We start from the raw sequence: 24,878 nt of genomic DNA on the forward strand, positions 1-24,878 counted from the left end.
CACGCCCCCACTGTGGCGAGGGAGCTTGCTCCCGCTCGAGTGCGCAGCACTCGCTCGCAGTTTTGCGTGGACCGAGTTTGGGGCCGCTTCGCAGCCCAGCGGGAGCAAGCTCCCTCGCCACAGGTTATGCATCGGCGGCTCCTAGCAGGATTCGCCCGCTGGAGCAGGTCGCGGTGTCGTTACGGTAGGCGAAATACAGTTTGCCGCGCTCGGGATCGAAACGCAGGTGCAGCTGGACTTCATCGCCCGGGCGCACCAGTTGCTGGAATTTCAGCACTTCCATGCCGGCAAATTTGCCGGGCAGGTTCAGCAGTTGTCGGCCAAGGTTCAGCGCCCATTCGACCTGCACCACGCCGGGCAGCACCGGGGCTTTGGGGAAGTGGCCGCTGAAGTAGGCCAGGTCCGGCGGAACACTCAATTGCAGGCTCCACTCGCCGTCGGTTTCAACCTGCTCCAGCACTTCCGGGGCTTTCGGCCGTGGCGCCAGCAGCAGCGCTTCGATGTCGGCCTGCGGCAGCTTGCCCTGGCTGTTCAGCGGCAGTTGCCGCACCAGACGCCAGCGCCGGGGCAAGGCCAGCGCTTCGCAATGCTGGCTAAGGTGTTTGCGCAGGGCTTCGGTCAGGCTGCGGCGGCCGTGCTCGCGCAAGGCAAACAGGCCCGCGTCGCTGAGCACCAGCAAGGCGCCAAGCACCGCACGGTTTTCTTGAACCACGCCCAGCCGTGCTTCGGCGACCCACTCGTGGGCGACCAGTGCCTGTTCGAGCATCGGCAGGGAGATGCGCTTCTCTTCGAGTTTGACGATGCGGTCCAGCCGCCCGAGCAGTTCGAAACGTCCGTCGGCGGCGATGCGCGCGGCATCGGCGGTATGTTCGACATGCCCGGCCGGCAGATAGGGAGAAGCGATCAGCAGGGCGCCGTCGCTGTCCTGGCTTAGCTCAACCCCGGCGAAGGGCTGCCACAGGCTGGCGCCCTGACGCCAGGCGATACCGCCGGTTTCCGAGCTGCCGAGGATTTCCGTCGGCCACTGCTGCAGGCGTTGCTGCAGGCTCTGCGCCGCGTCTGCGGGTAAAGCGCCGCCGGAGGAAAACACCCGGCGCACGGCGCTCAGGGCCGGCCAGTCGAGGTTATCGCCCATGCGCTTGAGCAATGCCGGGCTGCCGACCCAGGCGAAGGCCGGGTGTTCGCGGCTGGCGCGCTGCAGGTCTTCCGGGAACGCCAGTTGCCTGCGCACGAACGGACGTCCGGCGCACAGCGGCCACAGCACCCGGAACAGCAACCCGTAGATGTGCTGGGTGGCGACGCTGCCGATGATCCAGGCTTCACCCAGATCCGCGCCCCACAGTTGCTCCAGTGCCTCGACCTCGTTGGCCAGTTGGCGCAGGGTCTTGTCGATACGCTTGGGCTCGCCGCTGGAGCCGGAGGTGCACAGGCTCAGGCGGCACTGCTCGAGATTCAGTTCAGCGCCGGGCAGGGCCGGCTGCAGCAGATCGCTCAGGTGTGCATCAACGGGGTGATCGCTCAGCCAAAGATCGACTTCACTCGACCAGCGCTGGCGGGTCTGCCCTTGCAGATCGGAGGGCAGGAGGACGCTGACGCCTGCGCGCCATGCGCCGAGCAGGGCGATGGCGAGGTCGGCGGCATCTTCCAGATGCACCGCCACACGCTGCACGCCGCGTGCGCGCAGGCCGGCGGCAACGCTCAGCGCCTGCTCGCGCAGTTGTATGTGATCGAGGGCCGGGGCGGCGCTGATCGCACGCTCCGGCAGGGCCTTGAGCAACAGTTGCTCAAGTTTTATCCAGTTCATTTACGGCCTCTTACCCGTTGTCGTATCAGCCATTCAATGGCAAACATCAGGCCGATCAATCCGTAGGAGATCAGGCCGGTGTACAACATCCACCAATGCAGCGGCGCCCACAGGGTCAGGAGCGCGGCGCACAAACCGTTGCAGAAGAAAAACACGCTCCAGGCCACGGTGACCTGACGGGTGTAGCGGATCGCTTCGGGCGGCAATTGCGGCTCGCGCAATCGCGCCAGACGCTCGACCATCGGCGGCCCGTATTTCAGGCTCAGGCCGAACAGCGCCAGCATGAAGCCGCTGATCAGCACCGGATACCAACGCAGCAACAGCGGACTGTCGAACAGCGCCAGCAGCAGGCAGAACCCGATCGCCACGCAGGCCATCCAGCGGCTGCCGGGTTTGCGCTCGCCGGTCAGCGCGCGCGCCAGCCACAGCCCGCCCAGCAGCAGTCCGAACTGCCACGGGGCGAAGTGCTCCATGCCGAAATACACCGCAAAGGGGTACAGCAGCCCCGCCAGCAGCAGGCCGAGGCCGATCAATCGGCTCATGCGGCCGGTTGAACCAGACGGTAGACCGCCTCGACCACGTCACCGACGGTGCGCACAGATTTGAATTCTTCGGCGGCGATTTTCTTGCCGGTCTGGCGTTTGATGTGATCGATCAGGTCGACCGCGTCGATGCTGTCGATCTCCAGATCCTGATACAGGTTGGACTCCAGGCTGATCCGCGCCGGATCCAGTTCGAACAGCTCGACCAAGGCATCGCGCAGGGTGTTGAAAATGTCGTCACGAGTTTGCATGGTCCGGTCTCAAGCTGCCTGTTTTGCCGTGACGAATGCCGCAAGGCTCGCCACGTTGGTGAAGTGGTTACGGGTGTCTTTGGCGTCGGCGTCGATCTTGATGCCGTACTTTTTCTGGATCGCCAGACCCAGTTCCAGTGCGTCGACGGAATCCAGGCCCAGGCCTTCGCCGAACAGCGTCTGTTCGTCGCCGATGTCGTCGACGCTGATGTCTTCGAGGCCCAGGGCATCGATGATCAGCAGTTTGATGTCGCGCACCAGGCCAGGGTTATTCAGATCGCTCATCTTCGGCGAGCTCCTTAATGTAGTAAGAGTGCAAATAATCATTGAGCTTGCGCGAGGCCTGCGGTGCCGGGCCTTGCGTGGCGAAAGTCTGTGGATCTATATCGGCCCCGACACGAAAACTGAAGTGCACGCGGCGGTGGGGGATGCGATACCAGGGTTCGGCCTTGGTCAGGGTAGTCGGATTGACCTTGATGACCACTGGCGTAAGGATTTTCGCACCGCGCAGGGCAATCGCCGCAGCCCCCCGATGAAAGGCTGGCGCCTGGCCGGGTTGAGTGCGCGTGCCCTCGGGGAAAATGATCAGCGTCTGGCCGTTTTGCAGCGACTCGGCGGCAGCGTCGAGCATGTCCATGCTGCCGTCATTGCTGATGTATTCGGTGCGGCGCAGCGGGCCGCGGGTGAAGGGGTTTTCCCACAGGCTTTTCTTCACCACGCAATTGGCCTGGCGCACCAGGCCGATCAGGAACACCACGTCGATCAGCGACGGGTGGTTGGCGATGATCATCTGCCCCGGCCGACCGAGGCGTTCCGCCCCTTGAATGTCATAAGTCAGCACGCCGGTGCGGGCCATGAACCGCACAAAAAACCAGAACAGCCGACTGACAGTCTGCCGCGCGCGCTGACGATGCTTGAGTGCGTCACCCGGCAAAAAGCCCAGCAGCGGAAATACCAGCAGCCGCAGGCACAGCCCGCCCAAGCCGAACAGGGCGAAACTGGCGGCGGTGGCCAGCAAGCGCCAGTAATAGGCGTCGCGGTTCTTCTCGGTCACGGGTTGCGTTGCCAGGTCCATACACGATTTTTCCAGGCATGTTGGCAATGGGTTTGCTGGCCGAGCAGGGTGCGCAATAGATTCAGCGCGTGGGGCCAGTGCGCTTTGGACACTGCTTCCTGGCCGCTGTTCAGGGTCAGCCGCCAGTCGGTACCGGGGGTGAGCAGCAAACCCAGCGCATAAGGGAACGGCACGTCGTCGATCCACTGCGAATAGGCCTGGGGCGGCTGTTCTTCGGTGATGATCAGCAGCACCGCCGGAGCGCCTTCAGCCAGCAGGGCGGCGGCTTCGAGGATGCCGTGTTCCAGGCCATCGCCTGCGGCCGCAAGGGCCGTCATTTCGCTGGTTTCGCCGCGCATGATCGACCACAGACCGATGATCGCGTTGTGCACCGACAGGCTGAACTGGGTCGGCGACAACGGCTCGTCGTTGGCCAGGTCGCTGAGAATCTCGAAGGTGCGCGGGGTTTCGCCGTGTCGTGAAACAAACACCAGCGGCAGGTTCTCCCGTCCGTCGGCCAGCGGCCAGCCGACACTGAACGCCATGCGCGCCAGACGGCTGAGGCGCCGGCGCTGCATGGCTGGCAGAAACGACACATCGGGCGCGACATCGCTGCTCGGGAGTACGACCGGTTGTCGGCTCCAGGCCTGCCACGCGTCCACGCTGTCGAGCCCCGGGGCCCACGCGCGCCATTGGGCGATGTTGAAGTTGATCACGGATGTTCATCCCGCCCCTGCGGGCTTTTTATGACGCTTTGAGTCGCCAGGGCCGCGGCTGACCTGAGGTGGCGCTTGGCGCCGGGTGGCGCGCATTATCCCGGTGCGACGAGTGTGTAGCAAATGTTGGTTACGTTTTGCGCAACGAAATGTACCGAGTGGTTCGCGGAAAAACTGTCACTTGGCCATTATCCAGGTCGTGCGGGATTTGTCTGTCGGGCATATCAGCGCACTCGGGAGGTTTTTGCCCGCTGTGCCCGCTGATTTTTGCGCCTGACTCTGTAGTCCGCGTCGTTGAAGGTAGCGAAGCGCACGCACAGGCAACTACACTCGGTCATTCTTTGATACACGGAGGTTTTGTCATGCGGCGCGTGGTGTTCAATCAGAAAGGTGGCGTGGGCAAATCCAGCATTGCCTGCAATCTGGCGGCGGTGAGTGCCAGCGAGGGCTATCGTACGCTGTTGGTCGACCTCGACGCCCAGGCCAACTCCACCCAGTATCTGACGGGGCTTACCGGCAATGACATACCGATGGGCATTGCCGACTTCTTCAAGCAGACCCTGTCTTCCGGGCCGTTCTCGAAGAAAAACCAGGCCGACATCTACGAAACCCCGTTCGACAACCTGCACATCATCACCGCCACCGCCGAGCTGGCCGATCTGCAGCCCAAGCTTGAGGCCAAACACAAGATCAACAAGCTGCGCAAATTGCTCGATGAGCTGGATGGCGAATACGACCGGATTTATCTCGATACGCCGCCAGCATTGAACTTCTATGCGGTGTCGGCGTTGATCGCCGCCGATCGGGTATTGATTCCCTTCGACTGCGACAGCTTCTCGCGCCAGGCGCTGTACGGCCTGCTGGCGGAGATTGAAGAGCTGAAGGAAGACCACAACGAAGGCCTGGAAGTCGAAGGCATCGTGGTCAACCAGTTCCAGGCCCGGGCCAGCCTGCCGCAGCAGATCCTCGATGAGCTGATTGCCGAGGGCTTGCCGGTGCTGCCCGTGTACCTGAACAGCTCGGTGCGCATGCGCGAGTCGCACCAGGCCAGCACCCCGCTGATCCACCTCGACCCTCGGCACAAGCTGACGCAGCAGTTCGTTGAGCTGCACAACCTGCTCGAAGACCACTGATTTTCCTGTGAGAGCGAGCCTGCTCGCGAAGAGGCCAGTACGTTCAACATCTTTGTTGACTGAACGGGCGCCTTCGCGAGCAGGCTCGCTCCCACAATGGGTCCTCTGGAGGGTCAGATGCCCTGGCTACGCAGCCACGCCATCAACTGCGGCAACGGAAACGCCCCACTCTGGCGTGCCACTTCCCGACCGTTCTTGAACAGAATCAAGCTCGGAATCGAACGAATCCCCAACTGCGCCGACAACTGCTGATTGGCTTCGCTGTCGAGCTTGGCCAACCGGCACTTGCCCGCCAACTGCGCCGCCGCCTGCTCGAACACCGGCGCGAACGACTTGCACGGCCCGCACCAGTCCGCCCACACATCCACCAGCAACGGCAGATCACCTTTGATCTGGCTGGCGTAATCGCCTTGCTTGAGTTCGAACGGCTTGCTCAACAGCACCGCGGATTTGCAGCGCCCGCATTTTGGCTGGTCGGCGAGGCGTTCGGCGGGGATGCGGTTGAGGCCGTTGCAGGCGGGGCAGGGGATAAGCAATGGAGTGGTCATGAACGAGGTCCAGTGAAGGGCGATAAACCCTAGTTGGAGACGTTTGCTCATATTTTCAATCATGCGGATTTCAATGTTGGATCTAGGCTGAGTCCTACCCAGGCAGACCGTTGGTCTGCCTAGATGTATCGCAAGTTGCGATAATTTTATTTTGTGATTAACTCCCCATAGCAGAATGCGATAAGGATGTTGCATGCATGTGTTCAGTGAAAAACCCATTCGAGAGGCCAAGGAGCAGTGGCCACAGGCAGCAAGCGCGCTAGCGCAATGGTTTCGTCTGGCAAGCAGGAGTAATCCAAAGGACTTCGCGGCAATGAAGTCGATATTTCCTGCCACCGATAAGGTGGGTGATCTCCACGTTTTCGACATTGGTGGCAACAAACTGAGGCTAATTGCTTTTGTCAGTTATCGGTCACAAAGGCTCTACATCAAGCATGTGCTCGACCACCGCGAATATGATCGGGGCAAATGGAAGGAGGGAAAGGTATGAGTAGTTTGATCAAGACAGTTGCCGAGCACTGGGAGTTTGTCTCTCCGTTGCTGCGCAAACCGAAAAATGAAGAGGATTACGACGCCTTGGTCCAAGCCGTCGACGAGATCCTTGAGATAACCGGTGATGATGGCTCGCACCCACTCGCGAGTCTGCTGGACATCATCAGTGACTGGGTTGCCGAGTGGGATCGCACACACCATCCGATGGCCGATGCGAGCGGAGAAGAGGTCCTCGGCTACATGATGCGCGAACATGGTCTGACTCAAAGCGATCTGCCGGGTGTGGGTACTCAATCCGTTGTTTCAGAAATTCTGAACGGCAAGCGCAAATTGAACCTGCGGCAGGTCCGCTGGTTGGCCGACTACTTCAAGGTGCCTCTAGAGGTGTTCATCTAGCCTGCTTCAAGACGAACAACTGATCTCCAGATGCTTGCCCCACTCCGGCGGCCGTTCGGCATAACCTTCCATCCCCGGCTGTTCGTCGAACGGTTTGCTCAGCACCGCATGCAGTCGGCGCACCTCGGAGTAGTCGCCTTGTTCGGCGGCGTCGATGGCTTTTTGTGCCAGGTAGTTGCGCAGGATGTACAGCGGATTGACCGCGTGCATGCGCATGCGGCGTTGGTCCTGATCGCTGTCACCATCGCGGGCAACCCGTGCCACGTAGCGTTCGCCCCAGGCATCGAAGCCTTTGATGTCGACGAAGTCATCGCGCAAGCGGGCGACAGCCTGCTCTGCTGAATCTTCACCGAGTCGACGGAAGAACAGCGTGTAATCGACGCCGCTGTTCTGCATCAGTTGCAGCAGGTCTTCGAGCAGCTTCTGGTCGTCATCCTCGGCGGTGGTGAAGCCGAGGCGGCGGCGCATCAGGTCCAGGTAGTGCGCCTGGAACAGCGGCAGGTACAGGCCGAGGGTTTCGCGCAGGGCTTCGACGCTGATGAACGGCGTCAGGGCCTGGGCCAGAGCGCTGAGGTTCCACTGGCCGATCGGCACCTGGTTGCTGAACGAGTAGCGGCCCTGATCATCCGAGTGGTTGCAGATGAAGTTGGCGTCGAAATCGTCGAGGAAGGCGAACGGGCCGAAGTCGAAGGTGATGCCGAGGATCGACATGTTGTCGGTGTTCATCACCCCGTGGCAGAAGCCGTAGGCCTGCCACTTGGCGATCAGTTCGGCATTGCGCTCGACGATCTCGCGGAACATCGCCAGATACGGTTCCGGCTGCTCCAGGCATTCGGAGAAATGCATTGCCAATACATGTTCGCCGAGAAGCTTCTGCTGCTCGGGGCGCTTGGTGTAGTAGAAATATTCGAAGTGGCCGAAGCGCACATGGCTTGGCGCCAGACGCAGCACCATCGCCGCGCGTTCCTGCTTTTCGCGCCACACCGGAGTGTCGGAGCCAATCACGCAGGCGGCACGTGAAGACGGGATGTTCAGCGCGTGCAGCGCTTCGGAAGCAAGGAATTCGCGGATCGACGAACGTAACACCGCGCGGCCATCGCCCATGCGCGAAAACGGCGTCTGTCCGGCGCCCTTCAGATGCAGGTCCCAGTGTTCGCCGGCCTGGTTATACACCTCGCCGAGCAACAGTCCGCGACCATCACCCAGTTGTGGCGTGTAGCCGCCGAACTGATGCCCGGAATAGACCATCGCCCGTGGCTCGGCATCGGCCCACAGCTTGTGGCCGCCGAACAGTTCGGCGAATTCCTGAGTGTCGGCCGTCGTCGGGTCAAGATCGAGCAAGGCCAGGGCCGCAGGACTGGCGACGACCAGGCGCGGGTTGTCGATCGGCTCGGGCAGCACGTGAGCGGAGAACGCATCGCCCAGGCGGGCGAAGCGATTGTCGAAGGTCAGTTCGTCGAGGGCTTTCAAGGGCCGGCTCCAGCAGAATGTCCGAGCATTCTGCTGGGATCAGACCGGTTAGTCGAGTTTGGCCGGCGGCGGCTCTTGCAGCGGCTTTTGCTCGGCGCCGATCGGTACGATGGTTTTGTTCTCGTCCTCGATCGGCACCAACTTGTATTCCTGACCGTGGAGGTTCTTCAGGTACACCTCCATCTGCCGGAACGAGATGTTGATGTGCTGCTTCTTGAACTCGCGGTTGATGAAGCGGTTCACTTCGTCGATCACCGGGTTGCGGTCACCGAGGTCACGTACATGCATGCGCAGTTCGTGATCGAGGGTGCTTTCGCCGAAGTTGAGGAAGTACACGTGCGGCTCGGGTTCCTTGAGAACGCGTGGGTTTTCCCGGGCGGCTTTGAGCAACAGTTCCTTGACCAGATCCAGGTCGGAGCCGTAGTCCACGCCGAGCTTCAGGGTGACGCGGGTGATGGTATCGGTCAGCGACCAGTTGATCAGTTGCCCGGTGATGAACGTCTTGTTCGGGACAATGATGTCCTTGCGGTCGAAATCGGTGATGGTCGTGGCGCGGATGCGGATCTTGCTCACCGTGCCCGACAGGTTGCCGATGGTGATGGTGTCGCCGATCCGCACCGGACGCTCGAACAGGATCATGATGCCGGAGATGAAGTTGGCGAAGATCTCCTGCATACCAAAACCGAGGCCGACCGACAGCGCCGCCACCAGCCATTGCAACTTGTCCCAGCTGACGCCGAGGGTCGACAGGGTCGAGACAAAACCGACGCCGGCGATCACGTAAGACAGCAACGTCGTGGTCGCATAGGCGCTGCCCTGTGCCAGATTGAGTTTCGACAGCACGAACACTTCCAGCAGACCCGGCAGGTTGCGGGCGAGGGCGAAGGTGATGCCGATGATGATCAGCGCGCCGAGCATGTCGCCGATGCTGATCGGCACCATGCTCATGTTGGCGCCGGTGCCGCTGGTGTATTCGTAGAGGGTGATGTTGTCGAGGTACGAGAACACCGAAATCAGGTCGGCCCAGACCCAGTACAGCGCGGCGATGAAGCCGCCCAGCAGTGCCAGACGGATCAGGCGCAGGGACTGTTCGTTGACCTTTTCGATATCCAGCGTCGGTTCTTCGATCACCGCTTCGCCGTCGCCGGCTTCTTTCGCGGCCTGGCGTTTGGCCAGGGCTCGCTGGTAGGCCAGACGGCGTGCGGCGACCGCCAGACCACGGACGAAGGTGGCTTCGATCACCAGCCAGAACATCAGCAGGTACAGGGTGTTGATCAACCGGTCGCTGAGTTTCAGCGCGGTGTAGTAGTAGCCGAAGCACACCGCGACGAACAGGGCGATCGGCAGCAGGGTGAACATCACGCCGACGGCCTTGCGGAATAGCGAGGTGTTTTCGTGGGCCGGGCTGCTGATCAGCAGTCGGCTGAGCAGCCATGCCATCAGCGCGTAGCAGGTCAGCACCACCGGCATGCCGATGACGTCGTCGGCCAGCGCCGCCGGTTGCAGTTCCGCCACCGCCACCACGGTCACCAGCGCCATCACCACCAGCCCGAGGCGGCGGATCCAGCCTTGAAGGAACTCGACCTGCGGTTTGTCCCAGCGGAAGTGCAACTCGGCCACGCCACCCGGCGAGAGAATCCGGTAAGCGGTGTAGAACACCAGCCACGCCTGACCCATTTGCAGCAACGCCGCGCCCATGTTGGCGTTTTGCCCGCGGGCGTCGATCTGCAAGGCCAGACCGCACAGACCCAGACCCAGCGCCACCGGCATCGCCAGCAGAATGTTGATCAGAATCGCCTGTGGCGTATGCCACTGGCTGTCACGCTTGAAGTGCCCGATGTCCTGGTGAACCTTGTTCAGTCGCGCATACAGCGCCTTGCGCCGCCACAGCAGAGCGCCAATCAACAGGGCCAGTGGCAGGAACAGCAACGGGCGCTGGGTCAGACCGTCGGTCAGCTCGCTCAGGCTTGAGGCCAGCGGCAGGGTGTCGATCTGGCGCTTGAGCCGCTCCGGCACGCCGCGAATCCATTCAGCGTCCAGCGGCTTGTTACTGGGAATCCAGAACATCTGCTCGTCGAGAGTCGCACGCAGGCTTTGCGCAGTGCTCAGCAGTTGTTTCTGGTTGAGCTGCAGGGTGATTGATTCGTTGAGCACCGCGCTCAGTTCGCGGTTCAGACGCTCCAGCAGGTCGGCGCGGGTGTTGGCCAGTTCCATCAGGCTCTTGCGCAACTGCGGGGTGACTTGTTCCGGCGGCTGGGTGGAAAGCAGGTTGTCGACGTAGGTCGCCGGATTGCTCAGCAGTTCGCGCTGCTGGCTGACTTCGAACTGATACAGGCGAATGTCGGCAATCTGGTCCGCCAGATCGCGGTCGACCTTGAGCCGGGGCAGCGCCTGTTTCTGCTTATAGAGAATCTTCGACAGCAGCAGGCTGCCCTTGAGCACGTTGATCTGCTCGTCGAGGGCCGAGTCGCTTTGGGTCAGGCTGTCGAGTTGCTGTTTGGTCTGCAGGTTCTGCTGGGTGACTTCGTTGAGGCGGTCGGTGCTTTTGAGCAGGTAGTCGGAGAGCTTGAGGTTGGCCGCACTTTCGGTGGCGAGCAGGCTGCTGCCGCCGGCCTTTTGCGCCTCGATCGACTGCTGGGTCACGGTTTCCTGAGATTGCGCCAGACGTTTCTGGTTGATCAGGGTCTGCAGTTCCTGGATCTCGCGATCGAGACGGTCGGATTTCTCCAAGAGCAGGTCGTGCTGACTGTTGCCCAGATCCTGCAACTGGCTGTTGCCGGCCAGCTCCTGACGGCGCAGCGGGATCAGTGCGTTCAGCGCAGCGAGCTCGGCGTTCAGTTGGTCGCGCTGCTCGGCGCTGACGGTCTTGCCCGCGTCCTTGCCGGACTTGAGGATGTTGTTGATCTGCTGGATGCGCGTCTGGCTGGCAGAGATTTCCGCCTGCGCCCGCTCGGGACGGGTCTGGGCAGTGATAATCAGGCTGTTGGCATCGGCCAGGGCCTTTTGCAGGTCGCTTTGCTGGGTCGAGCGATCGGTGAGGATCTGCTCCAGCTGCTGGATCGACTCTTTGCTGAAGCGCTGCGCCACCGGTACCACCGCCGTGGCCTTGAGGCGTGCCAGTTCGCGGGTGTTCTCGATGGTCTGCCGCGGGGCGGAAGCCAGTTGCTGCTTGAGGTCGATCAGCTTCTGGTCGTAATCACGCCGGCTGTTGAGTTGATTGAGTGTGGTTTGCAGGACCGTCTGTAGAGACTTCTTGTCGGCATCCGGCAGTTTGCTGTCGGCCAGTTTGTCGAGGCTGGCCTGCACGGCTTCGCTGGACGGCGGTTCGGCGGCGTAGAGCGGGCCGACGGAAAGACTCAGGCCCAGCAGGGCCGCGAAAAAGAAGGAGCGCAGGGTAGGCATAGAGACCGGTCAAGCAAGTGAGAGTGGACGCAGTTTAGAGGAAGAGACCGGGGCCCGGGCGACTTCCTTCGGGGAATCTGACGCCCACTTTGCCGATCTTGTTCCCGTCCATGACCGCAACCGTCCAGTGGGTGTTGTTCCACTCCACCTGGTCGCCAACGATCGGTGCACCCCCGACCTTGTGGGCAATGAACGCACCCAGGGTCATGTCCGGATCGATGCCTTCGGCCGGTAGGCCATACAGCGCGGCAACCGCTTTAAGCTGGGCGTCTCCTTCGAGCACGAAGTCGCCGAAGAAGCGCAGATCCAGACCGCGTTGCGGCGCTTGGCTGAACAGTTTTCCGAGCGCTGGCAAGTTGTGTTCATGGCCGATAACACACAGCAAATCATCGACTTCCAGCACCGTACTACCCGACGGATGGAGCAGTTGCTGGCCACGAAACAGTGCTGCGATGCGCGTACCTTCAGGCATTTTCAAATCACGCAGCGGTGAACCGATGCACCATTTCTCGGCGCCGAGCTTGTAAACGAACAGCTCCCACTCGCTGGTGATGTGCACTTCCAGTGCCGAACGGGAAATCGGCGCCGGCTCCGGTGGGACCGTCACCTTCAACAGTTTCGCCACCCACGGCAGGCTCGTGCCCTGCACCAGCAGCGACACCAGTACGATGAAGAACGCGAGGTTGAAGTACAGCTGCGCATTCGGCAACCCGGCCATCAATGGGAAAACCGCCAGAATGATCGGTACCGCGCCGCGCAGACCGACCCAGGAAATAAACGCTTTCTCGCGACCGTGGAACGCCTTGAAGGGCAGCAGGCCGACCAGCACCGACAGCGGCCGGGCGAACAGAATCATCCACAGCGCCAGGCCGAGGGCGGGCAGGGCGATGGGCAGCAAATCGTGCGGGGTGACCAGCAACCCCAGCACGAGGAACATGCCGATCTGCGCCAGCCACGCCATGCCGTCGAGCATGTGCAGAATGCCGTGACGGCTGCGCACCGGGCGGTTACCGATCACCAGACCGCACAGGTACACCGCGAGGAAGCCGCTGCCGTGCAGGGCGTTGGTCAGGGCGAACACCACCAGACCGCCGGCGATCACCAGAATCGGGTACAGGCCGGTGGCGAGGTTGATCCGGTTGACCAGTTGCAGCATCAGCCAGCCACCGCCCAGACCGATCACGCCACCGATACCGAATTCGCGGATCAGGTGGGTCAACAGGCTCCAATGCAGGCCGGTCTGGCCGCTGGCGAGCATGTCGATCAGAGTCACGGTGAGGAACACCGCCATGGGGTCGTTGCTGCCGGATTCGATTTCCAGGCTGGCGGTCACCCGTTCGTTGAGGCCCTTACCGCCAAGCAGCGAGAACACTGCGGCGGCGTCCGTGGAGCCGACGATGGCGCCGATCAGCAGGCCCTGAATCAGGTTCAGGTCGAACAGCCACGCCGCGGCCATGCCGGTCAGCCCGGTGGTGATCAGCACCCCGACCGTCGCCAGCGACAACGCCGGCCACAGGGCCACGCGGAAACTCGAAACGCGGGTGCGCAAGCCACCGTCGAGGAGGATCACCGCCAGTGCGAGGTTGCCGACCAGATAGGCCGTCGGGTAGTTATCGAAAATGATCCCGCCGCCATCGACCCCGGCCGTCATGCCGACCGCGAGGATGATGACCAGAATGGGGATGCCGAGACGGGAGGAAAGTGAGCTGACAAGAATGCTTGCACCTACCAGCAACGCGCCGATCAAGAACAGGCTGTTGATGGTCGTTGCATTCAAAGGCAGTACTCCAGAAGCGTAAAGACGGGCACAAACTGACCATGCAGTCTGCGTGCCAGCGATTCTAACCTGTTGAAATGTGATGCTGTCAAAAAGCTTTTTACAGCGTGCTCACGCAGCAGGTGCGGCATGTGATGACTGTGGCGAGGGAGCTTGCTCCCGCTGGGGCGCGCAGCGCCCCCAAAAATCAGACGCAAAGGTTTTTTCAGAGCAGACGCAGTGGCTGGATTGCGCCTGCTGCGCAGCCGAGCGGGAGCAAGCTCCCTCGCCACAGAGATTTCATTTACTTCAAGGTAAATGTTGTTACAGACTGAACCGCCCAACCATATTGTTCAGATCCAGCGCCAACCGCGACAGCTCGTTGCTCGCCGCACTGGTCTGATTCGCGCCGGTGGCCGATTGCACCGACAGGTCGCGGATGTTCACCAGGTTGCGATCGACTTCGCGGGCCACTTGTGCCTGTTCTTCAGCGGCGCTGGCGATCACCAGGTTGCGCTCGTTGATCTCGACGATCGCGGTATTGATGGTGTCCAGCGACATCCCGGCGCCACGGGCGATGTTCAGGGTCGATTCGGCGCGTTCGGTGCTGTTGCGCATCGAATCCACGGCGTGTTCGGTGCCGCTCTGGATGCTGCCGATCATCCGTTCGATTTCGCTGGTCGACTGCTGGGTGCGATGCGCCAGCGCACGAACCTCGTCGGCCACCACGGCAAAACCACGCCCGGCTTCACCGGCACGTGCCGCTTCAATCGCCGCGTTCAGGGCCAGCAGGTTGGTCTGATCCGCCAGACCACGAATCACGTCCAGCACCTTGCCGATGTCACGGGATTCATTCGCCAGATCACCGATCAGGGTCGCGGTGCTCTGCACGTCGGCGCTCATGCGTTCGATGGCGCTGACGGTTTCCTGCACCAGGTCGCGGCCGTCGCCGGCCGAAGTGGTGGCGTTTTTAGACGCTTCCGAAGTGCTGACCGCGTTGCGCGCCACTTCTTCCACGGCGCTGGTCATCTCGTTGACAGCGGTGGCAGCCTGTTCGATTTCGTTGTTCTGCTGGGTCAGGCCACGGGCGCTTTCGTCGGTGACGCTGTTCAGTTCTTCCGCTGCAGATGCAAGCTGGGTGGCCGAGCCGGAGATGCGCTGCAAGGTGTCGCGCAGCTTCGATTGCATCTTGGCCATGGCCGCCAGCAGACGCCCGGCTTCGTCGGTGCCGTCGACGTGGATCGGCTGGGTCAGGTTGCCTTCGGCGATGGTTTCCGCCGCGTCCAGCGCTTTGGAAATCGGCTTGGTGATGCTGATGGTCAGCAGCCAGGCGAACAGGAAGGTCAGGCCGGTCGCCACGACCAGCAGGGTGACCACCAGATTGAACGCCGAGGAATACTGGTCGACCGCCTCTTGATTGGTCTGGCTGATCTGCTCGCCGTTGATCTGCATCAGGCGGTTGAGCACGGTGTTCATCGCTTCGGAGTTGTTCAGCAACTCGGTGTTGAGCAGGTTGCGCAGCTCGTCCACCTGGTTGTTGCGCGACAGCGTTTTCATCCGGTCTTCGATCTGACGGTACTGGCCGAGCAACTGCACATATTGATCGTAGGCTGCGCGTTCCTGCGGGCCGCTGATCAACGGCTCATAGGCCGATTGGGCGGCGCGGATCTGCTGGTTGCGGGTGTCCAGCAGTTCCATGGTCTTCTGCTGCACGTCCGGCTCGCGGTTGACCAGCAAGCGGTAGGACAGCACTCGCAGGCGCAAGGTCAGTTGGGTGAACTCGTCGAGGTTCTTGATGCTCGGCACACTGCTGTTGGTGATGTCCTCGGCGGCGCCGCGGATTTTGCTCATCTGGTTCAGGGCGAACACACCGAGAATCAGCATCAGGCCGCCGATCAGGGCGAAGCCGGTGAACGCCCGGGGGGCGATATTCATGTTGCGAAGGGACATGGCGCGGATACCAAAAAGGGCCGCATCCATGCGGGCTGAGACTGCTGTATGGATGACTTATCGGTCATACGACTAAAGTCTTGAGGCACTGTGCGTATTTGTCGCATATGGGCCTGAGCGACGAAGTGCAGGAACCAGATCGGCAGATCACAGTCTTTTAAACTCGCGAGAACGGTCGGCCGCCAGGAAAATCAAGGCCTTGCGCCGGTATAACCCTGGCATCCGCAGTGACTTTTCTTTATCGTACGCGCCCTTTGAAAAACGCCTGGAAGATCAAAATGTTGGAAGCATCCCTCAGCCAATTGGAACAGCTCGTCAGCGACCTGGTGCAACAGAACCAGACCCTCACGCAAACCAACCAGACCCTGTCCACGGAACTGGCCCAGGCCAAGGATGAAAACGAAAGCCTGCAACTGAGCCTGATGGAACAGGAAGAGAAGCACGGCGCCACCGCTGCACGCATCCAGGCTCTGGTTGATCGCGTCAACGCAGGTCCTGTCAGCGCATGAACCACCACACAGCAGGGGTAAAAGTCATCTCCATTCTCGGGGAGGACTATTCGATCAAGGCACCGGCCGGGGAAGAACAGACCCTGCTGGACGCCGCACTGATGCTCAAGGCCGCACTGGCCGACACCAAACGCAAATACCCGACGCTGATCGGTGACCGCTTGCTGGTGCTGGCAGCGATGAACCTGTGTTCGCAGCAGATCGAAATGAAGAAGCAGCACCAGGAAGAACTCGACCGTTACCAAGAGCAAGTCAGCGCCACGGTCGACACCATCGCCAAGACCATCAGTCAGGGCTGATAGGGTTGCGCACAACCAAAGAATAGATTGTCGATCGGGTTGTATACAATCGGCACGGCTGTTGCATTGTTTCGGCCACTTATTCTTTGGGGGTGCTCCATGCAGTTGTGGCGACGCAGTATTCAATGGCAGCTGATTCTCAGCATGGGCACCGCCCTGCTGGTCAGCATCCTGATCGTGGTTGGCATTTATACCCTGGTGGTCAACCGCCTCGCCCAGAGCTATCTGGTCGAACAAGCGCTGCCGTCGAGCATCGAAGCGACGCGCAACGACATCGAACGCATCCTCGTCCAACCCCTGACTGCCGCCAAAGACATCGCCAGCAACAGCATGGTGCGTGACTGGCTGGCAGCGGGTGAAGACAGCAGCAAAACGGCAGCCTTCGCGCAGTATCTGGAAGGCATCCGCGCCGAACATAAAGCTTTTACCGCGTTGATCATCGGCACCGAATCCAATCACTACATCACCGAAAAAGGTCTGGATCGCACCCTGAGTCGGGCCAGACCGGCCGACGCCTGGTTCTATTCCTTTCTCGACAGCCATCAGCCGCGCACCCTGAACATCGACAACGATGGCGCCACCGGAGAATTGGCGCTGTTCATCGACTTGAAGGTCGAGCAAGCCGGCAAGGTGGTCGGCGTCGCGGGGCTGGGCCTGAGCATGAAAGAGCTGTCGGAGCTGATCCACAACTTCAGCTTTGGCGAGCGCGGCAAGGTCTATCTCGTGCGTTCCGACGGTTTGATCCAGGTCCATCCCGAGGCGCAGTTCAGCGGCAAGCGCACCCTCACGGAGCAGATTGGCGCGTCGGCGGCGCAAGCGGTCATGGGTCAAAAAGTTGCCACCAACAGTTCCTTCCAGCGCGATGGCGAAGACTTCCTCGCCTTCAGCCTGCCGCTGCGCGATCTGGGCTGGACGCTGGTGGCCGAAGTGCCGCAATCGCAGATCTACGCCGAAGCCCGCAAGGCGATGTGGATGAGTGGCGGCATCGGTCTGACCGTGGCACTGGTGTGCCTGGCGCTGGTGGTGTGGCTGGCCCAAGGGCTGGTGCGACCGATTCGTCAGGTAACAGCCGCGCTGGTAGCGATCGGTAGCGGCGGTGGAGATTTGACCCATCGGTTAGATTCCAGTCGCGCCGATGAACTGGGCGATCTGGCCCGAGGTTTCAACCGTTTTCTCGACAGCCAGCGCGGGCTGATCGGCGAAGTCCTGACCACCAGCGAGCGCTTGCGCACGGCGGTCGGCCAAGTGGCGAAAGTGGTGGAAAACACCGCCGAACGCTCCGGGCGCCAGCAGGAAATGACCGACATGGTCGCCACGGCGGTGCACGAGATGGGCCTGACCGTGCAGGAAATCGCGCAGAACGCCGGCAACGCCGCTCTGGCTTCACAAACTGCTCGCGATGAAGCAATGCAGGCGCGGGAGGTGGTCGGCGGTTCGATCCGTCATATCGAAAGCATGTCCGATGAGATTGGCGTAGCGGCGGGCGCGGTGGGAGAGCTGGCGCATCAGGTAGCGTCGATCGATTCGGTGCTGGCGGTGATTCGCGGCGTGTCCGAGCAGACCAACTTGCTGGCGCTCAACGCGGCGATTGAAGCGGCGCGCGCCGGAGATATGGGGCGCGGGTTTGCCGTGGTGGCGGATGAAGTGCGCACTTTGGCGCGCAGGACTCAGGCGTCTACCGACGAAATCCAGCAAATGATCGGCAGCCTCAAACAAGGCGCCGAGAATGCCGTGTCATCGATGCGCACCGGCCAGGCGGCGACCGGTACCGGGGTTGAGTCGAGCCAGCGTACTGGCGCTTCGTTGACCGCGATCACCGGGCAGGTCGAACGCATCAGTGACATGAACCATCAGGTTGCGACCGCGACGGAAGAACAGTCGGCGGTGACTGAAGAGATCAACCGCAACGTGCAGGGGATTTCCGATCTGGCCCGAGCCACGGCGGGCGAAGTGCGGGCGTGTCGTGAGGATTGCCAGATGTTGCAGAAGCTGGCGGATGATCTGGCAAGGCAGATGGGTGGGTTCAAGTTAAGCTAAAGGATCAAGATCAAAAGATCGCAGCCTTCGGCAGCTCCTACATTGGAATGCGTTCCCTGTAGGAGCTGCCGAAGGCTGCGATCTTTTGCTTTTAGAACCACGCATCCTGCATGTTCAGGCACGTATCATCCCGCGCCTCCAGCAACGCCAGTTCATGATGACAACCCGGTACTTCCCACGTCAGGAAGTACCGCGCCGCCTGCAGCTTGCCCTTATAAAAGTCAGCATCCGCCGCATTTCCCCTGGCCAAGCCTTCCTCAGCCCGAATCGCCTGCTCCAGCCAGCGCCAGCCAATCACCGTGTGCCCGAACACTTTCAGGTACAGCGCCGAATTCGCCAGGCTGCTGTTGACCTTGCCCTGCGCCAGATCGGTCAGCAGGCCGATGGTGACTGTTTGCAGGCGAGCCACCAGTTGCTCCAGTGGCTCACGCAGTGCGGTCAACGATTCATACGCGGTCGCGCGCTCGGCAGTGTTGGCGATCAGGCGGATCAGTTGCTTGAGCCCAGCGCCGCCGTTCTGCGCCAGTTTGCGCCCGAGCAAGTCCAGCGACTGAATACCGTGGGTGCCTTCGTGGATCGGGTTCAGACGGTTGTCGCGGTAATACTGCTCAACCGGGTATTCGCGGGTGTAGCCATGGCCGCCGAGAATCTGGATCGCCAGTTCGTTAGCCTTCAGGCAAAACTCCGACGGCCAGGATTTGACGATCGGCGTCAGCAAATCCAGCAGCTCATGCGCCTGTTTGCGCTCGGCTTCGTTCTCCAGTGTTGTGGTGTCATCGAACAGCCGTGCCGCGTACAGACCGAGGTCAAAGGCCCCTTCGACGTAGGATTTTTGCGTCAGCAGCATGCGTCTTACATCGGCGTGCTGAATGATCGCCACTGGCGCCGTGCTCGGATCCTTGCTGTCCGGCACTCGACCCTGCGGGCGCTCGCGGGCGTATTCCAGCGAGTACAGGTAACCGGCGTAACCGAGCATCACCGCGCCCATGCCGACGCCGATCCGCGCCTCATTCATCATCTGGAACATGTAGCTCAAGCCATGGTGCGGCTTGCCCACCAGATAGCCGACACACTCACCGTTATCGCCGAAGTTCAGTGCCGTTGAGGTGGTGCCGCGCCAGCCCATCTTGTGGAACAGCCCCGCCAGCAGCACATCGTTGCGCTCGCCGAGGCTGCCGTCATCATTGACCAGAAACTTCGGCACGATGAACAGCGAAATCCCTTTCACCCCCGGCGGCGCGTCCGGCAGCTTGGCCAGGACCATGTGCACGATGTTTTCCGACAGCGGATGATCGCCGCCGGAAATGAATATCTTGTTGCCCTTGAGTCGATAAGTGCCGTCGGACGCCGGCTCGGCGCGGGTACGAATATCCGACAGCGATGAGCCAGCGTGCGGTTCGGTCAGAGCCATGGTGCCGAAGAAGCGCCCGTCGATCATCGGTTGCAAGAAGCGCTGTTTCTGCTCGGCGCTGCCGAAGCTCTCGATCAGATTGGCCGCGCCCATGGTCAGGAACGGGTAAGACGTGGTCGCCGCATTCGCCGCTTGAAAGTGCGCAAAGCAGGCTTGCGACAGCAATGTCGGCAGTTGCATGCCGCCGGCTTCGAAGCTGCGCGCGGCATTGAGGAAACCCGCTTCAAGGAAGGCGTCCACCGCCGGTTTCACTTCCGGGATCAGCATCGCCTGGCCGTTCTCGTAGCGCGGCTCGTTCTCGTCGCCCTTGCGGTTGTGCGGTGCGAAGTATTTCTCGGCGATGCTGCGCGCAGTGCCGATGGCCGCATCGAAGGTCTCGCGATTGTGCTCGGCAAAACGCTCACGCCGGGTCAGGCCCTCGGCATCGAGGACTTCATACAGCTCGAAAGCCAGATTGCGGGAACTGAGCAGCGTCTCGGACATGGCGGCCTACCTGAAAATTGGGGTTGGGCCGAGTCTAGGCTTGCTGATAAAGGCTGAATACGATGATTGATGGGCGTGATACAGAAGCAAAAGATCGCAGCCTTCGGCAGCTCCTACATGGTCTTTGCAGGAGCTGCCGAAGGCTGCGATCTTTTGATCTTCTGTGGGAGCGAGCCTGCTCGCGAAAGCGGTGGTTCAGGCAACATTGATGTCGACTGACACTCCGTCTTCGCGAGCAGGCTCGCTCCCACAGGGGTATTGCGTACCGGGCAGCCATTGCGGCTACCCGGTTATCGGTATTAACCGATAGTCATCAAGCTGGCATTACCACCCGCCGCCGCGGTGTTGACGCTCAACGCTCGTTCGATCACCAGACGCTCCAGCGCAATGTTGGTCTCGCCCTGGGACAGGCCCTGAACGCCCACGATCGCACCGGCACGCTTGGCAATCTGCTGGCACACGCCACGCAACTGGTCGGAATGGCCGTGATGCAGCACCGCATCAAACACCACTTCATCCTTGTGCCAGTCGGCAACCCGTTTGATTCGCGCCTGAACGTCCTTCGGCAGGCGTGCGAACAAGGCCTTGCTGATGTCGGATTCCGGCCATACCGCCGAACCGCCGACAGCCAAGACCGCCGCCAGTTGGGTCAGCAGATCGCCTTCGACGTCCGCCAGGCACAGCACGTGTTCACGCGGCAGGATCGCGTAGCTGTTCTTCTCGCCGGTCGGGCCGGCCAGCACACGGGTGATGCCGCTTTGCGACTGGGCGGCGTACTGCACGCACAGGGCGCTCAGTTCGGCGTACTGGTTGCTCTCGGCCCAGGCCTTGAAGGCGTTCAGCGGTTTGCTCATGGCATCACGCAGACGCACGTCGGGGGCGACGAGCGCATCACCGCGAGCGAAGGATTGTTCGATGGCGTCAGTAGGACGCGTCGACAGCAAACGGTACAGGTACAGCGGACCACCGGCCTTCGGACCAGTACCCGACAGGCCTTCGCCGCCGAACGGCTGCACGCCGACCACGGCACCGACGATGTTGCGGTTGACGTAGACATTACCGGCGTTGACGTTGTCGATCACCTTGGCGATGGTCTCGTCGATGCGGGTGTGTACGCCGAGGGTCAGGCCATAACCGGAGGCATTGATCTGGCCGATCAACTGGTCGATGTCCTTGCGCTTGTAGCGCACCACGTGCAGCACCGGGCCGAAGATCTCGCGTTGCAGTTCGTCGAAGCTTTCCAGCTCGATCAGGGTCGGCATGACGAAGGTGCCGCGTTTGACTTCCTCGCTGTCGGCAATAGCCACTTGGTACACGCTGCGACCTTTATCGCGCATGGCCTGGATGTGCTTGTCGATGCCGGCCTTGGCTTCGGCGTCGATCACCGGGCCAATGTCCACGGACAGACGCTCAGGGTTGCCGAGACGGCTTTCCGCCATCGCGCCCTTGAGCATTTCGATGACACGGTCCGCGGAATCTTCCTGCAGGCACAGCACGCGCAGGGCCGAGCAACGCTGACCGGCGCTGTCGAAGGCCGAGGACACCACGTCGATCACCACTTGTTCGGTCAGTGCCGAAGAGTCGACGATCATCGCGTTCTGGCCACCGGTTTCGGCGATCAGCGGAATCGGACGGCCCTGGCTGTCGAGGCGACCGGCGATGTTGCGCTGCAGCAGACGCGCGACTTCGGTGGAACCGGTGAACATCACGCCTTTGACGCGCTCGTCACCGACCAGACCGGCACCGACGGTTTCACCGCGACCCGGCAGCAGTTGCAGCACGCCTTCGGGAATCCCGGCTTCCAGCAGCAAACGTACGGCTTGCGCGGCAACCAGCGGTGTCTGTTCAGCCGGTTTGGCCAGTACCGGGTTACCGGCGGCCAGTGCGGCAGCGACCTGACCGCTGAAGATGGCCAGCGGGAAGTTCCACGGGCTGATGCACACCACCGGGCCCAGTGGGCGGTGGGCGTCATTGCTGAAATCGTTGCGCGCCTGCACCGCGTAGTAACGCAGGAAATCGACCGCTTCACGCACTTCGGCGATGGCGTTGGCGAAGGTCTTGCCGGCTTCACGGGCCAGCAGGCCCATCAGCGGCTGGATCTCGCCTTCCATCAGGTCGGCGGCACGCTCCAGAATCGCCGCGCGCTCGGCTGGCGGGGTGGCCTGCCAGATTGGCGCAGCATTGAGTGCGCACTGGATCGCGTTGTCGACGTCTTCGACGGTAGCTTCCTGCACATGGCCGACCACGTCGCGGTGATCCGCCGGGTTCAGCACTGGCGCCGGGGCTTCGTTGCTGGAAGCGCAACCGAGCATCGGCGCGGCTTTCCAGTTGTTGTGCGCAGTGGCGAGTAGGGCGCAGGACAGCGAGGCCAGACGATGTTCGTTGGCCATGTCGATACCGGCGGAGTTGGCGCGCTCGGCGCCGTACAGGTCACGCGGCAGCGGAATGCGTGGGTGCGGCAGGCCGAAACCACCTTCTACGGTCGCCATCTGCTCGATCTGCGCCACCGGATCGGCCACCAGCTCCTGAATCGAAATCGACTGGTCGGCGATGCGGTTGACGAACGAGGTGTTCGCGCCGTTTTCCAGCAGACGACGTACCAGGTACGCCAGCAGGGTTTCGTGGGTGCCGACCGGTGCGTACACGCGGCACGGACGGTTCAGCTTGCCTTCGGAAACTTTACCTACAACCTGCTCGTAGAGCGGTTCGCCCATGCCGTGCAGGCACTGGAATTCGTACTGGCCCGGGTAATAGTTCTGACCGGCAATGTGATAAATCGCCGACAGGGTGTGGGCGTTGTGCGTGGCGAATTGCGGGTAGATGACTTCCGGCACCGACAGCAGTTTGCGGGCGCAGGCGATGTAGGAAACGTCGGTGTACACCTTGCGGGTGTACACCGGATAGCCTTCCAGGCCTTCGACCTGGGCGCGCTTGATTTCGCTGTCCCAGTACGCGCCTTTCACCAGACGGATCATCAGGCGATGACGGCTGCGGCGGGCCAGATCGATCACGTAGTCGATCACGTATGGGCAACGCTTCTGATAAGCCTGAATCACGAAGCCGATGCCGTTCCAGCCGGTCAGTTGCGGTTCGAAGCACAGGCGCTCAAGCAGATCCAGCGACAGCTCCAGGCGGTCGGCTTCTTCGGCATCGATGTTCAGGCCGATGTCGTATTGCTTGGCCAACAGGGTCAGCGACAGCAGGCGCGGGTACAGCTCGTCCATCACGCGCTCGTACTGCGCACGGCTGTAGCGCGGGTGCAGGGCCGAGAGCTTGATGGAAATGCCCGGGCCTTCATAAATCCCACGGCCGTGGGAGGCTTTGCCGATCGAGTGAATGGCTTGTTCGTACGATGCCAGGTACTTCTGCGCGTCGTGTTCGGTGAGTGCCGCTTCACCGAGCATGTCGTAGGAATAGCGGAAGCCCTTGGCTTCGAACTTGCTCGCGTTGGCCAGTGCTTCGGCGATGGTTTCGCCGGTGACGAACTGCTCGCCCATCAGACGCATGGCCATGTCGACGCCCTTGCGGATCATCGGCTCGCCGCTCTTGCCGATGATTCGGCTCAGCGACGAAGTCAGGCCGGCTTCGTTGTGGGTCGATACCAGTTTACCGGTCAGCAGCAGACCCCAGGTCGCCGCGTTGACGAACAGCGACGGGCTGTTGCCCAGGTGTGGCTGCCAGTTGCCGGTGCTGATCTTGTCGCGGATCAGCGCATCGCGAGTGCCTTTGTCCGGGATACGCAGCAGTGCTTCGGCCAGGCACATCAGTGCCACGCCTTCCTGGGACGACAGCGAAAATTCCTGCAGCAGGCCCTGAACAATGCCTGCACGACCGCCGGCACTTTTCTGGTTACGCAGTTTTTCCGCGATGGTCGCAGCGAGTTTGTTGGTGGCTTCGGCCATCGGTGCCGGCAGGCGCGCCTGCTCGATCAGCATCGGCACCACTTCCGGCTCAGGGCGACGGTAAGCAGCGGTGATCGATGCGCGCAGTACCGATTGCGGCAGGATGCTTTCAGCGAATTCGAGGAAGCACTGGTGGGCGTGATCGGTATGGACTTCGCCAGCGTCATCGCTGTCTTTGGCGGTCAAACCGTTCAGCTCGGTCAGGGTTGCACCACCCTCGAGTTTTTCCAGGTAATTGAAAATTGCCTGCTTGATCAGCCAGTGCGGTGTGCGATCAATCGAGGTCGCGGCAGCCTTCAGGCGCTCGCGGGTCGGGTCATCGAGTTTGACCCCAAGGGTGGTGGTAGCCATATTTTTATCCTCATGGTTGCCACAGTTGCGTGGCATCAGCTGGCGGCAAGATTAGCCGTGCGCCGGAAGAGGTGCAACCGGGTGCAACCCTTTTTTTGTCGGAAAAATAAACGCTTCGTCAGGAATTATTTTCTGGTACTGAAGTGCCGCTCCTGCTTGGTGCTTTTACTTCTAGCAGAGCGACTCAACTGCGCTAAAAGGGAGCAAAAACGGCGTATTTATCGGTATATCCGACTAGGTGCAACTTAATCGCCAGAAACTGGTTGCACCTTTTTTACTTTGTTGCATAGCATTCGCGCCCAAGGTGCAACCGGGAATACCCGGTGCATCGGCTGGTGGCTTTCCTGGGGAAACATCAGTCCTAAATGCGCG

19 protein-coding genes and 1 pseudogene are annotated in these 24,878 nt (G+C 61.4%); 6 read left to right on the top strand and 14 right to left on the bottom strand.

Annotation, left to right across the window (positions count from 1 at the left end):
• Positions 1 to 124: 124 nt before the first annotated feature.
• The 6 genes from LOY52_RS02180 to LOY52_RS02205 are packed head-to-tail and all read right to left on the bottom strand — an operon-like array spanning position 125 to position 4,367.
• Entirely contained in the window at positions 125 to 1,804 is a 1,680-nt protein-coding gene (locus LOY52_RS02180) for an acyl-CoA synthetase family protein (protein ID WP_258678025.1), read from the bottom strand.
• Positions 1,801 to 2,346 (bottom strand): hypothetical protein, encoded by a 546-nt coding sequence (locus LOY52_RS02185; RefSeq protein WP_258678027.1) that lies wholly within the window; start codon positions 2,344 to 2,346, stop codon positions 1,801 to 1,803. The genes LOY52_RS02180 and LOY52_RS02185 overlap by 4 nt, the downstream gene beginning before the upstream one ends.
• Positions 2,343 to 2,597, bottom strand: coding sequence for an acyl carrier protein (locus LOY52_RS02190; protein WP_003220947.1), 255 nt, complete (start codon positions 2,595 to 2,597; stop codon positions 2,343 to 2,345). The genes LOY52_RS02185 and LOY52_RS02190 overlap by 4 nt, the downstream gene beginning before the upstream one ends.
• A 9-nt stretch (positions 2,598 to 2,606) precedes the next feature.
• Positions 2,607 to 2,882: a phosphopantetheine-binding protein gene (locus LOY52_RS02195; RefSeq protein ID WP_127648661.1), complete on the bottom strand. Its 276-nt coding sequence runs from the start codon at positions 2,880 to 2,882 to the stop codon at positions 2,607 to 2,609.
• The gene (locus tag LOY52_RS02200) at positions 2,866 to 3,672 is read right to left on the bottom strand and encodes a 1-acyl-sn-glycerol-3-phosphate acyltransferase (RefSeq protein WP_258678028.1); all 807 of its coding nucleotides are present in this window, start codon (positions 3,670 to 3,672) and stop codon (positions 2,866 to 2,868) included. The genes LOY52_RS02195 and LOY52_RS02200 overlap by 17 nt, the downstream gene beginning before the upstream one ends.
• The gene (locus LOY52_RS02205; protein WP_258678029.1) at positions 3,648 to 4,367 is read right to left on the bottom strand and encodes a beta-ketoacyl synthase chain length factor; all 720 of its coding nucleotides are present in this window, start codon (positions 4,365 to 4,367) and stop codon (positions 3,648 to 3,650) included. The genes LOY52_RS02200 and LOY52_RS02205 overlap by 25 nt, the downstream gene beginning before the upstream one ends.
• A gap of 362 nt (positions 4,368 to 4,729) precedes the next feature.
• Here LOY52_RS02205 and LOY52_RS02210 point away from each other — a divergent pair, with 362 nt between their 5' ends.
• On the top strand, positions 4,730 to 5,500 hold the full coding sequence (locus tag LOY52_RS02210) for a ParA family protein (RefSeq protein ID WP_003220955.1): 771 nt from the start codon (positions 4,730 to 4,732) through the stop codon (positions 5,498 to 5,500).
• 113 nt (positions 5,501 to 5,613) lie between these two features.
• Here LOY52_RS02210 and trxC read toward each other — a convergent pair whose 3' ends face one another.
• Positions 5,614 to 6,048, bottom strand: coding sequence for a thioredoxin TrxC (gene trxC, locus LOY52_RS02215; protein WP_007967298.1), 435 nt, complete (start codon positions 6,046 to 6,048; stop codon positions 5,614 to 5,616).
• Between the two features lie 193 nt (positions 6,049 to 6,241).
• Here trxC and LOY52_RS02220 point away from each other — a divergent pair, with 193 nt between their 5' ends.
• Both LOY52_RS02220 and LOY52_RS02225 read left to right on the top strand, forming a co-directional pair.
• Positions 6,242 to 6,538 carry a type II toxin-antitoxin system HigB family toxin gene (locus tag LOY52_RS02220; protein ID WP_258678031.1) on the top strand — a complete coding sequence of 99 codons (297 nt, stop codon included), beginning with the start codon at positions 6,242 to 6,244 and terminating at the stop codon, positions 6,536 to 6,538.
• A complete protein-coding gene (locus LOY52_RS02225; RefSeq protein WP_258678033.1) occupies positions 6,535 to 6,936 on the top strand; it encodes a type II toxin-antitoxin system HigA family antitoxin in 402 nt (133 codons plus the stop codon). The genes LOY52_RS02220 and LOY52_RS02225 overlap by 4 nt, the downstream gene beginning before the upstream one ends.
• Before the next feature lie 6 nt (positions 6,937 to 6,942).
• Here LOY52_RS02225 and selO read toward each other — a convergent pair whose 3' ends face one another.
• The 5 genes and pseudogenes from selO to LOY52_RS27380 form a co-directional block, all read right to left on the bottom strand.
• Complete coding sequence (gene selO, locus LOY52_RS02230) at positions 6,943 to 8,406, bottom strand: protein adenylyltransferase SelO (protein WP_258678035.1); 1,464 nt, start codon at positions 8,404 to 8,406, stop codon at positions 6,943 to 6,945.
• 48 nt (positions 8,407 to 8,454) lie between these two features.
• Positions 8,455 to 11,808, bottom strand: a complete 3,354-nt coding sequence (gene mscK, locus LOY52_RS02235) for a mechanosensitive channel MscK (RefSeq protein WP_258678036.1) — start codon at positions 11,806 to 11,808, stop codon at positions 8,455 to 8,457.
• 34 nt (positions 11,809 to 11,842) lie between these two features.
• A complete protein-coding gene (locus LOY52_RS02240; protein WP_007967303.1) occupies positions 11,843 to 13,585 on the bottom strand; it encodes a potassium/proton antiporter in 1,743 nt (580 codons plus the stop codon).
• Positions 13,586 to 13,888: 303 nt separating this feature from the next.
• Positions 13,889 to 14,761 carry a methyl-accepting chemotaxis protein gene (locus LOY52_RS27375; RefSeq protein ID WP_371917813.1) on the bottom strand — a complete coding sequence of 291 codons (873 nt, stop codon included), beginning with the start codon at positions 14,759 to 14,761 and terminating at the stop codon, positions 13,889 to 13,891.
• Positions 14,762 to 14,791: 30 nt separating this feature from the next.
• Positions 14,792 to 15,544, bottom strand: a pseudogene (locus LOY52_RS27380) (MCP four helix bundle domain-containing protein); the annotation flags it as partial.
• Between the two features lie 248 nt (positions 15,545 to 15,792).
• Between LOY52_RS27380 and LOY52_RS02250 the strand changes: the two are divergent.
• The 3 genes from LOY52_RS02250 to LOY52_RS02260 all read left to right on the top strand — a co-directional run bounded on the left by LOY52_RS02250 (position 15,793) and on the right by LOY52_RS02260 (position 18,359).
• Positions 15,793 to 16,023 (top strand): hypothetical protein, encoded by a 231-nt coding sequence (locus LOY52_RS02250; protein WP_003220969.1) that lies wholly within the window; start codon positions 15,793 to 15,795, stop codon positions 16,021 to 16,023.
• Complete coding sequence (locus LOY52_RS02255) at positions 16,020 to 16,322, top strand: cell division protein ZapA (protein WP_135294803.1); 303 nt, start codon at positions 16,020 to 16,022, stop codon at positions 16,320 to 16,322. The genes LOY52_RS02250 and LOY52_RS02255 overlap by 4 nt, the downstream gene beginning before the upstream one ends.
• A 99-nt stretch (positions 16,323 to 16,421) precedes the next feature.
• The gene (locus LOY52_RS02260) at positions 16,422 to 18,359 is read left to right on the top strand and encodes a methyl-accepting chemotaxis protein (RefSeq protein ID WP_258678038.1); all 1,938 of its coding nucleotides are present in this window, start codon (positions 16,422 to 16,424) and stop codon (positions 18,357 to 18,359) included.
• A 91-nt stretch (positions 18,360 to 18,450) separates the two neighbouring features.
• On the opposite strand, the gene LOY52_RS02265 is transcribed toward LOY52_RS02260, so the two are convergent.
• Both LOY52_RS02265 and putA read right to left on the bottom strand, forming a co-directional pair.
• On the bottom strand, positions 18,451 to 20,253 hold the full coding sequence (locus LOY52_RS02265) for an acyl-CoA dehydrogenase (RefSeq protein ID WP_258678040.1): 1,803 nt from the start codon (positions 20,251 to 20,253) through the stop codon (positions 18,451 to 18,453).
• A gap of 299 nt (positions 20,254 to 20,552) precedes the next feature.
• A complete protein-coding gene (putA, locus tag LOY52_RS02270; RefSeq protein WP_258678042.1) occupies positions 20,553 to 24,506 on the bottom strand; it encodes a trifunctional transcriptional regulator/proline dehydrogenase/L-glutamate gamma-semialdehyde dehydrogenase in 3,954 nt (1,317 codons plus the stop codon).
• Positions 24,507 to 24,878: the final 372 nt, after the last annotated feature.

Origin of the sequence: Pseudomonas sp. B21-051, assembly GCF_024748795.1 — a bacterium.
In the GTDB taxonomy this organism is placed as follows: domain Bacteria; phylum Pseudomonadota; class Gammaproteobacteria; order Pseudomonadales; family Pseudomonadaceae; genus Aquipseudomonas; species Aquipseudomonas putida_A.

What these genes read in the sequence shown, in the direction of transcription:
- LOY52_RS02250 (WP_003220969.1), top strand. Translation starts at nt 15,793, where the DNA reads ATGTTGGAAGCATCCCTCAGCCAATTGGAACAGCTCGTCAGCGACCTG.
- LOY52_RS02180 (WP_258678025.1), bottom strand. Translation starts at nt 1,804, where the DNA reads ATGAACTGGATAAAACTTGAGCAACTGTTGCTCAAGGCCCTGCCGGAG.
- mscK (WP_258678036.1), bottom strand. Translation starts at nt 11,808, where the DNA reads ATGCCTACCCTGCGCTCCTTCTTTTTCGCGGCCCTGCTGGGCCTGAGT.
- LOY52_RS02260 (WP_258678038.1), top strand. Translation starts at nt 16,422, where the DNA reads ATGCAGTTGTGGCGACGCAGTATTCAATGGCAGCTGATTCTCAGCATG.
- LOY52_RS02195 (WP_127648661.1), bottom strand. Translation starts at nt 2,882, where the DNA reads ATGAGCGATCTGAATAACCCTGGCCTGGTGCGCGACATCAAACTGCTG.
- LOY52_RS02265 (WP_258678040.1), bottom strand. Translation starts at nt 20,253, where the DNA reads ATGTCCGAGACGCTGCTCAGTTCCCGCAATCTGGCTTTCGAGCTGTAT.
- LOY52_RS02185 (WP_258678027.1), bottom strand. Translation starts at nt 2,346, where the DNA reads ATGAGCCGATTGATCGGCCTCGGCCTGCTGCTGGCGGGGCTGCTGTAC.
- LOY52_RS02210 (WP_003220955.1), top strand. Translation starts at nt 4,730, where the DNA reads ATGCGGCGCGTGGTGTTCAATCAGAAAGGTGGCGTGGGCAAATCCAGC.
- putA (WP_258678042.1), bottom strand. Translation starts at nt 24,506, where the DNA reads ATGGCTACCACCACCCTTGGGGTCAAACTCGATGACCCGACCCGCGAG.
- LOY52_RS02220 (WP_258678031.1), top strand. Translation starts at nt 6,242, where the DNA reads ATGCATGTGTTCAGTGAAAAACCCATTCGAGAGGCCAAGGAGCAGTGG.
- LOY52_RS02255 (WP_135294803.1), top strand. Translation starts at nt 16,020, where the DNA reads ATGAACCACCACACAGCAGGGGTAAAAGTCATCTCCATTCTCGGGGAG.
- LOY52_RS27375 (WP_371917813.1), bottom strand. Translation starts at nt 14,761, where the DNA reads ATGGCCAAGATGCAATCGAAGCTGCGCGACACCTTGCAGCGCATCTCC.
- LOY52_RS02190 (WP_003220947.1), bottom strand. Translation starts at nt 2,597, where the DNA reads ATGCAAACTCGTGACGACATTTTCAACACCCTGCGCGATGCCTTGGTC.
- LOY52_RS02225 (WP_258678033.1), top strand. Translation starts at nt 6,535, where the DNA reads ATGAGTAGTTTGATCAAGACAGTTGCCGAGCACTGGGAGTTTGTCTCT.
- LOY52_RS02200 (WP_258678028.1), bottom strand. Translation starts at nt 3,672, where the DNA reads ATGGACCTGGCAACGCAACCCGTGACCGAGAAGAACCGCGACGCCTAT.
- trxC (WP_007967298.1), bottom strand. Translation starts at nt 6,048, where the DNA reads ATGACCACTCCATTGCTTATCCCCTGCCCCGCCTGCAACGGCCTCAAC.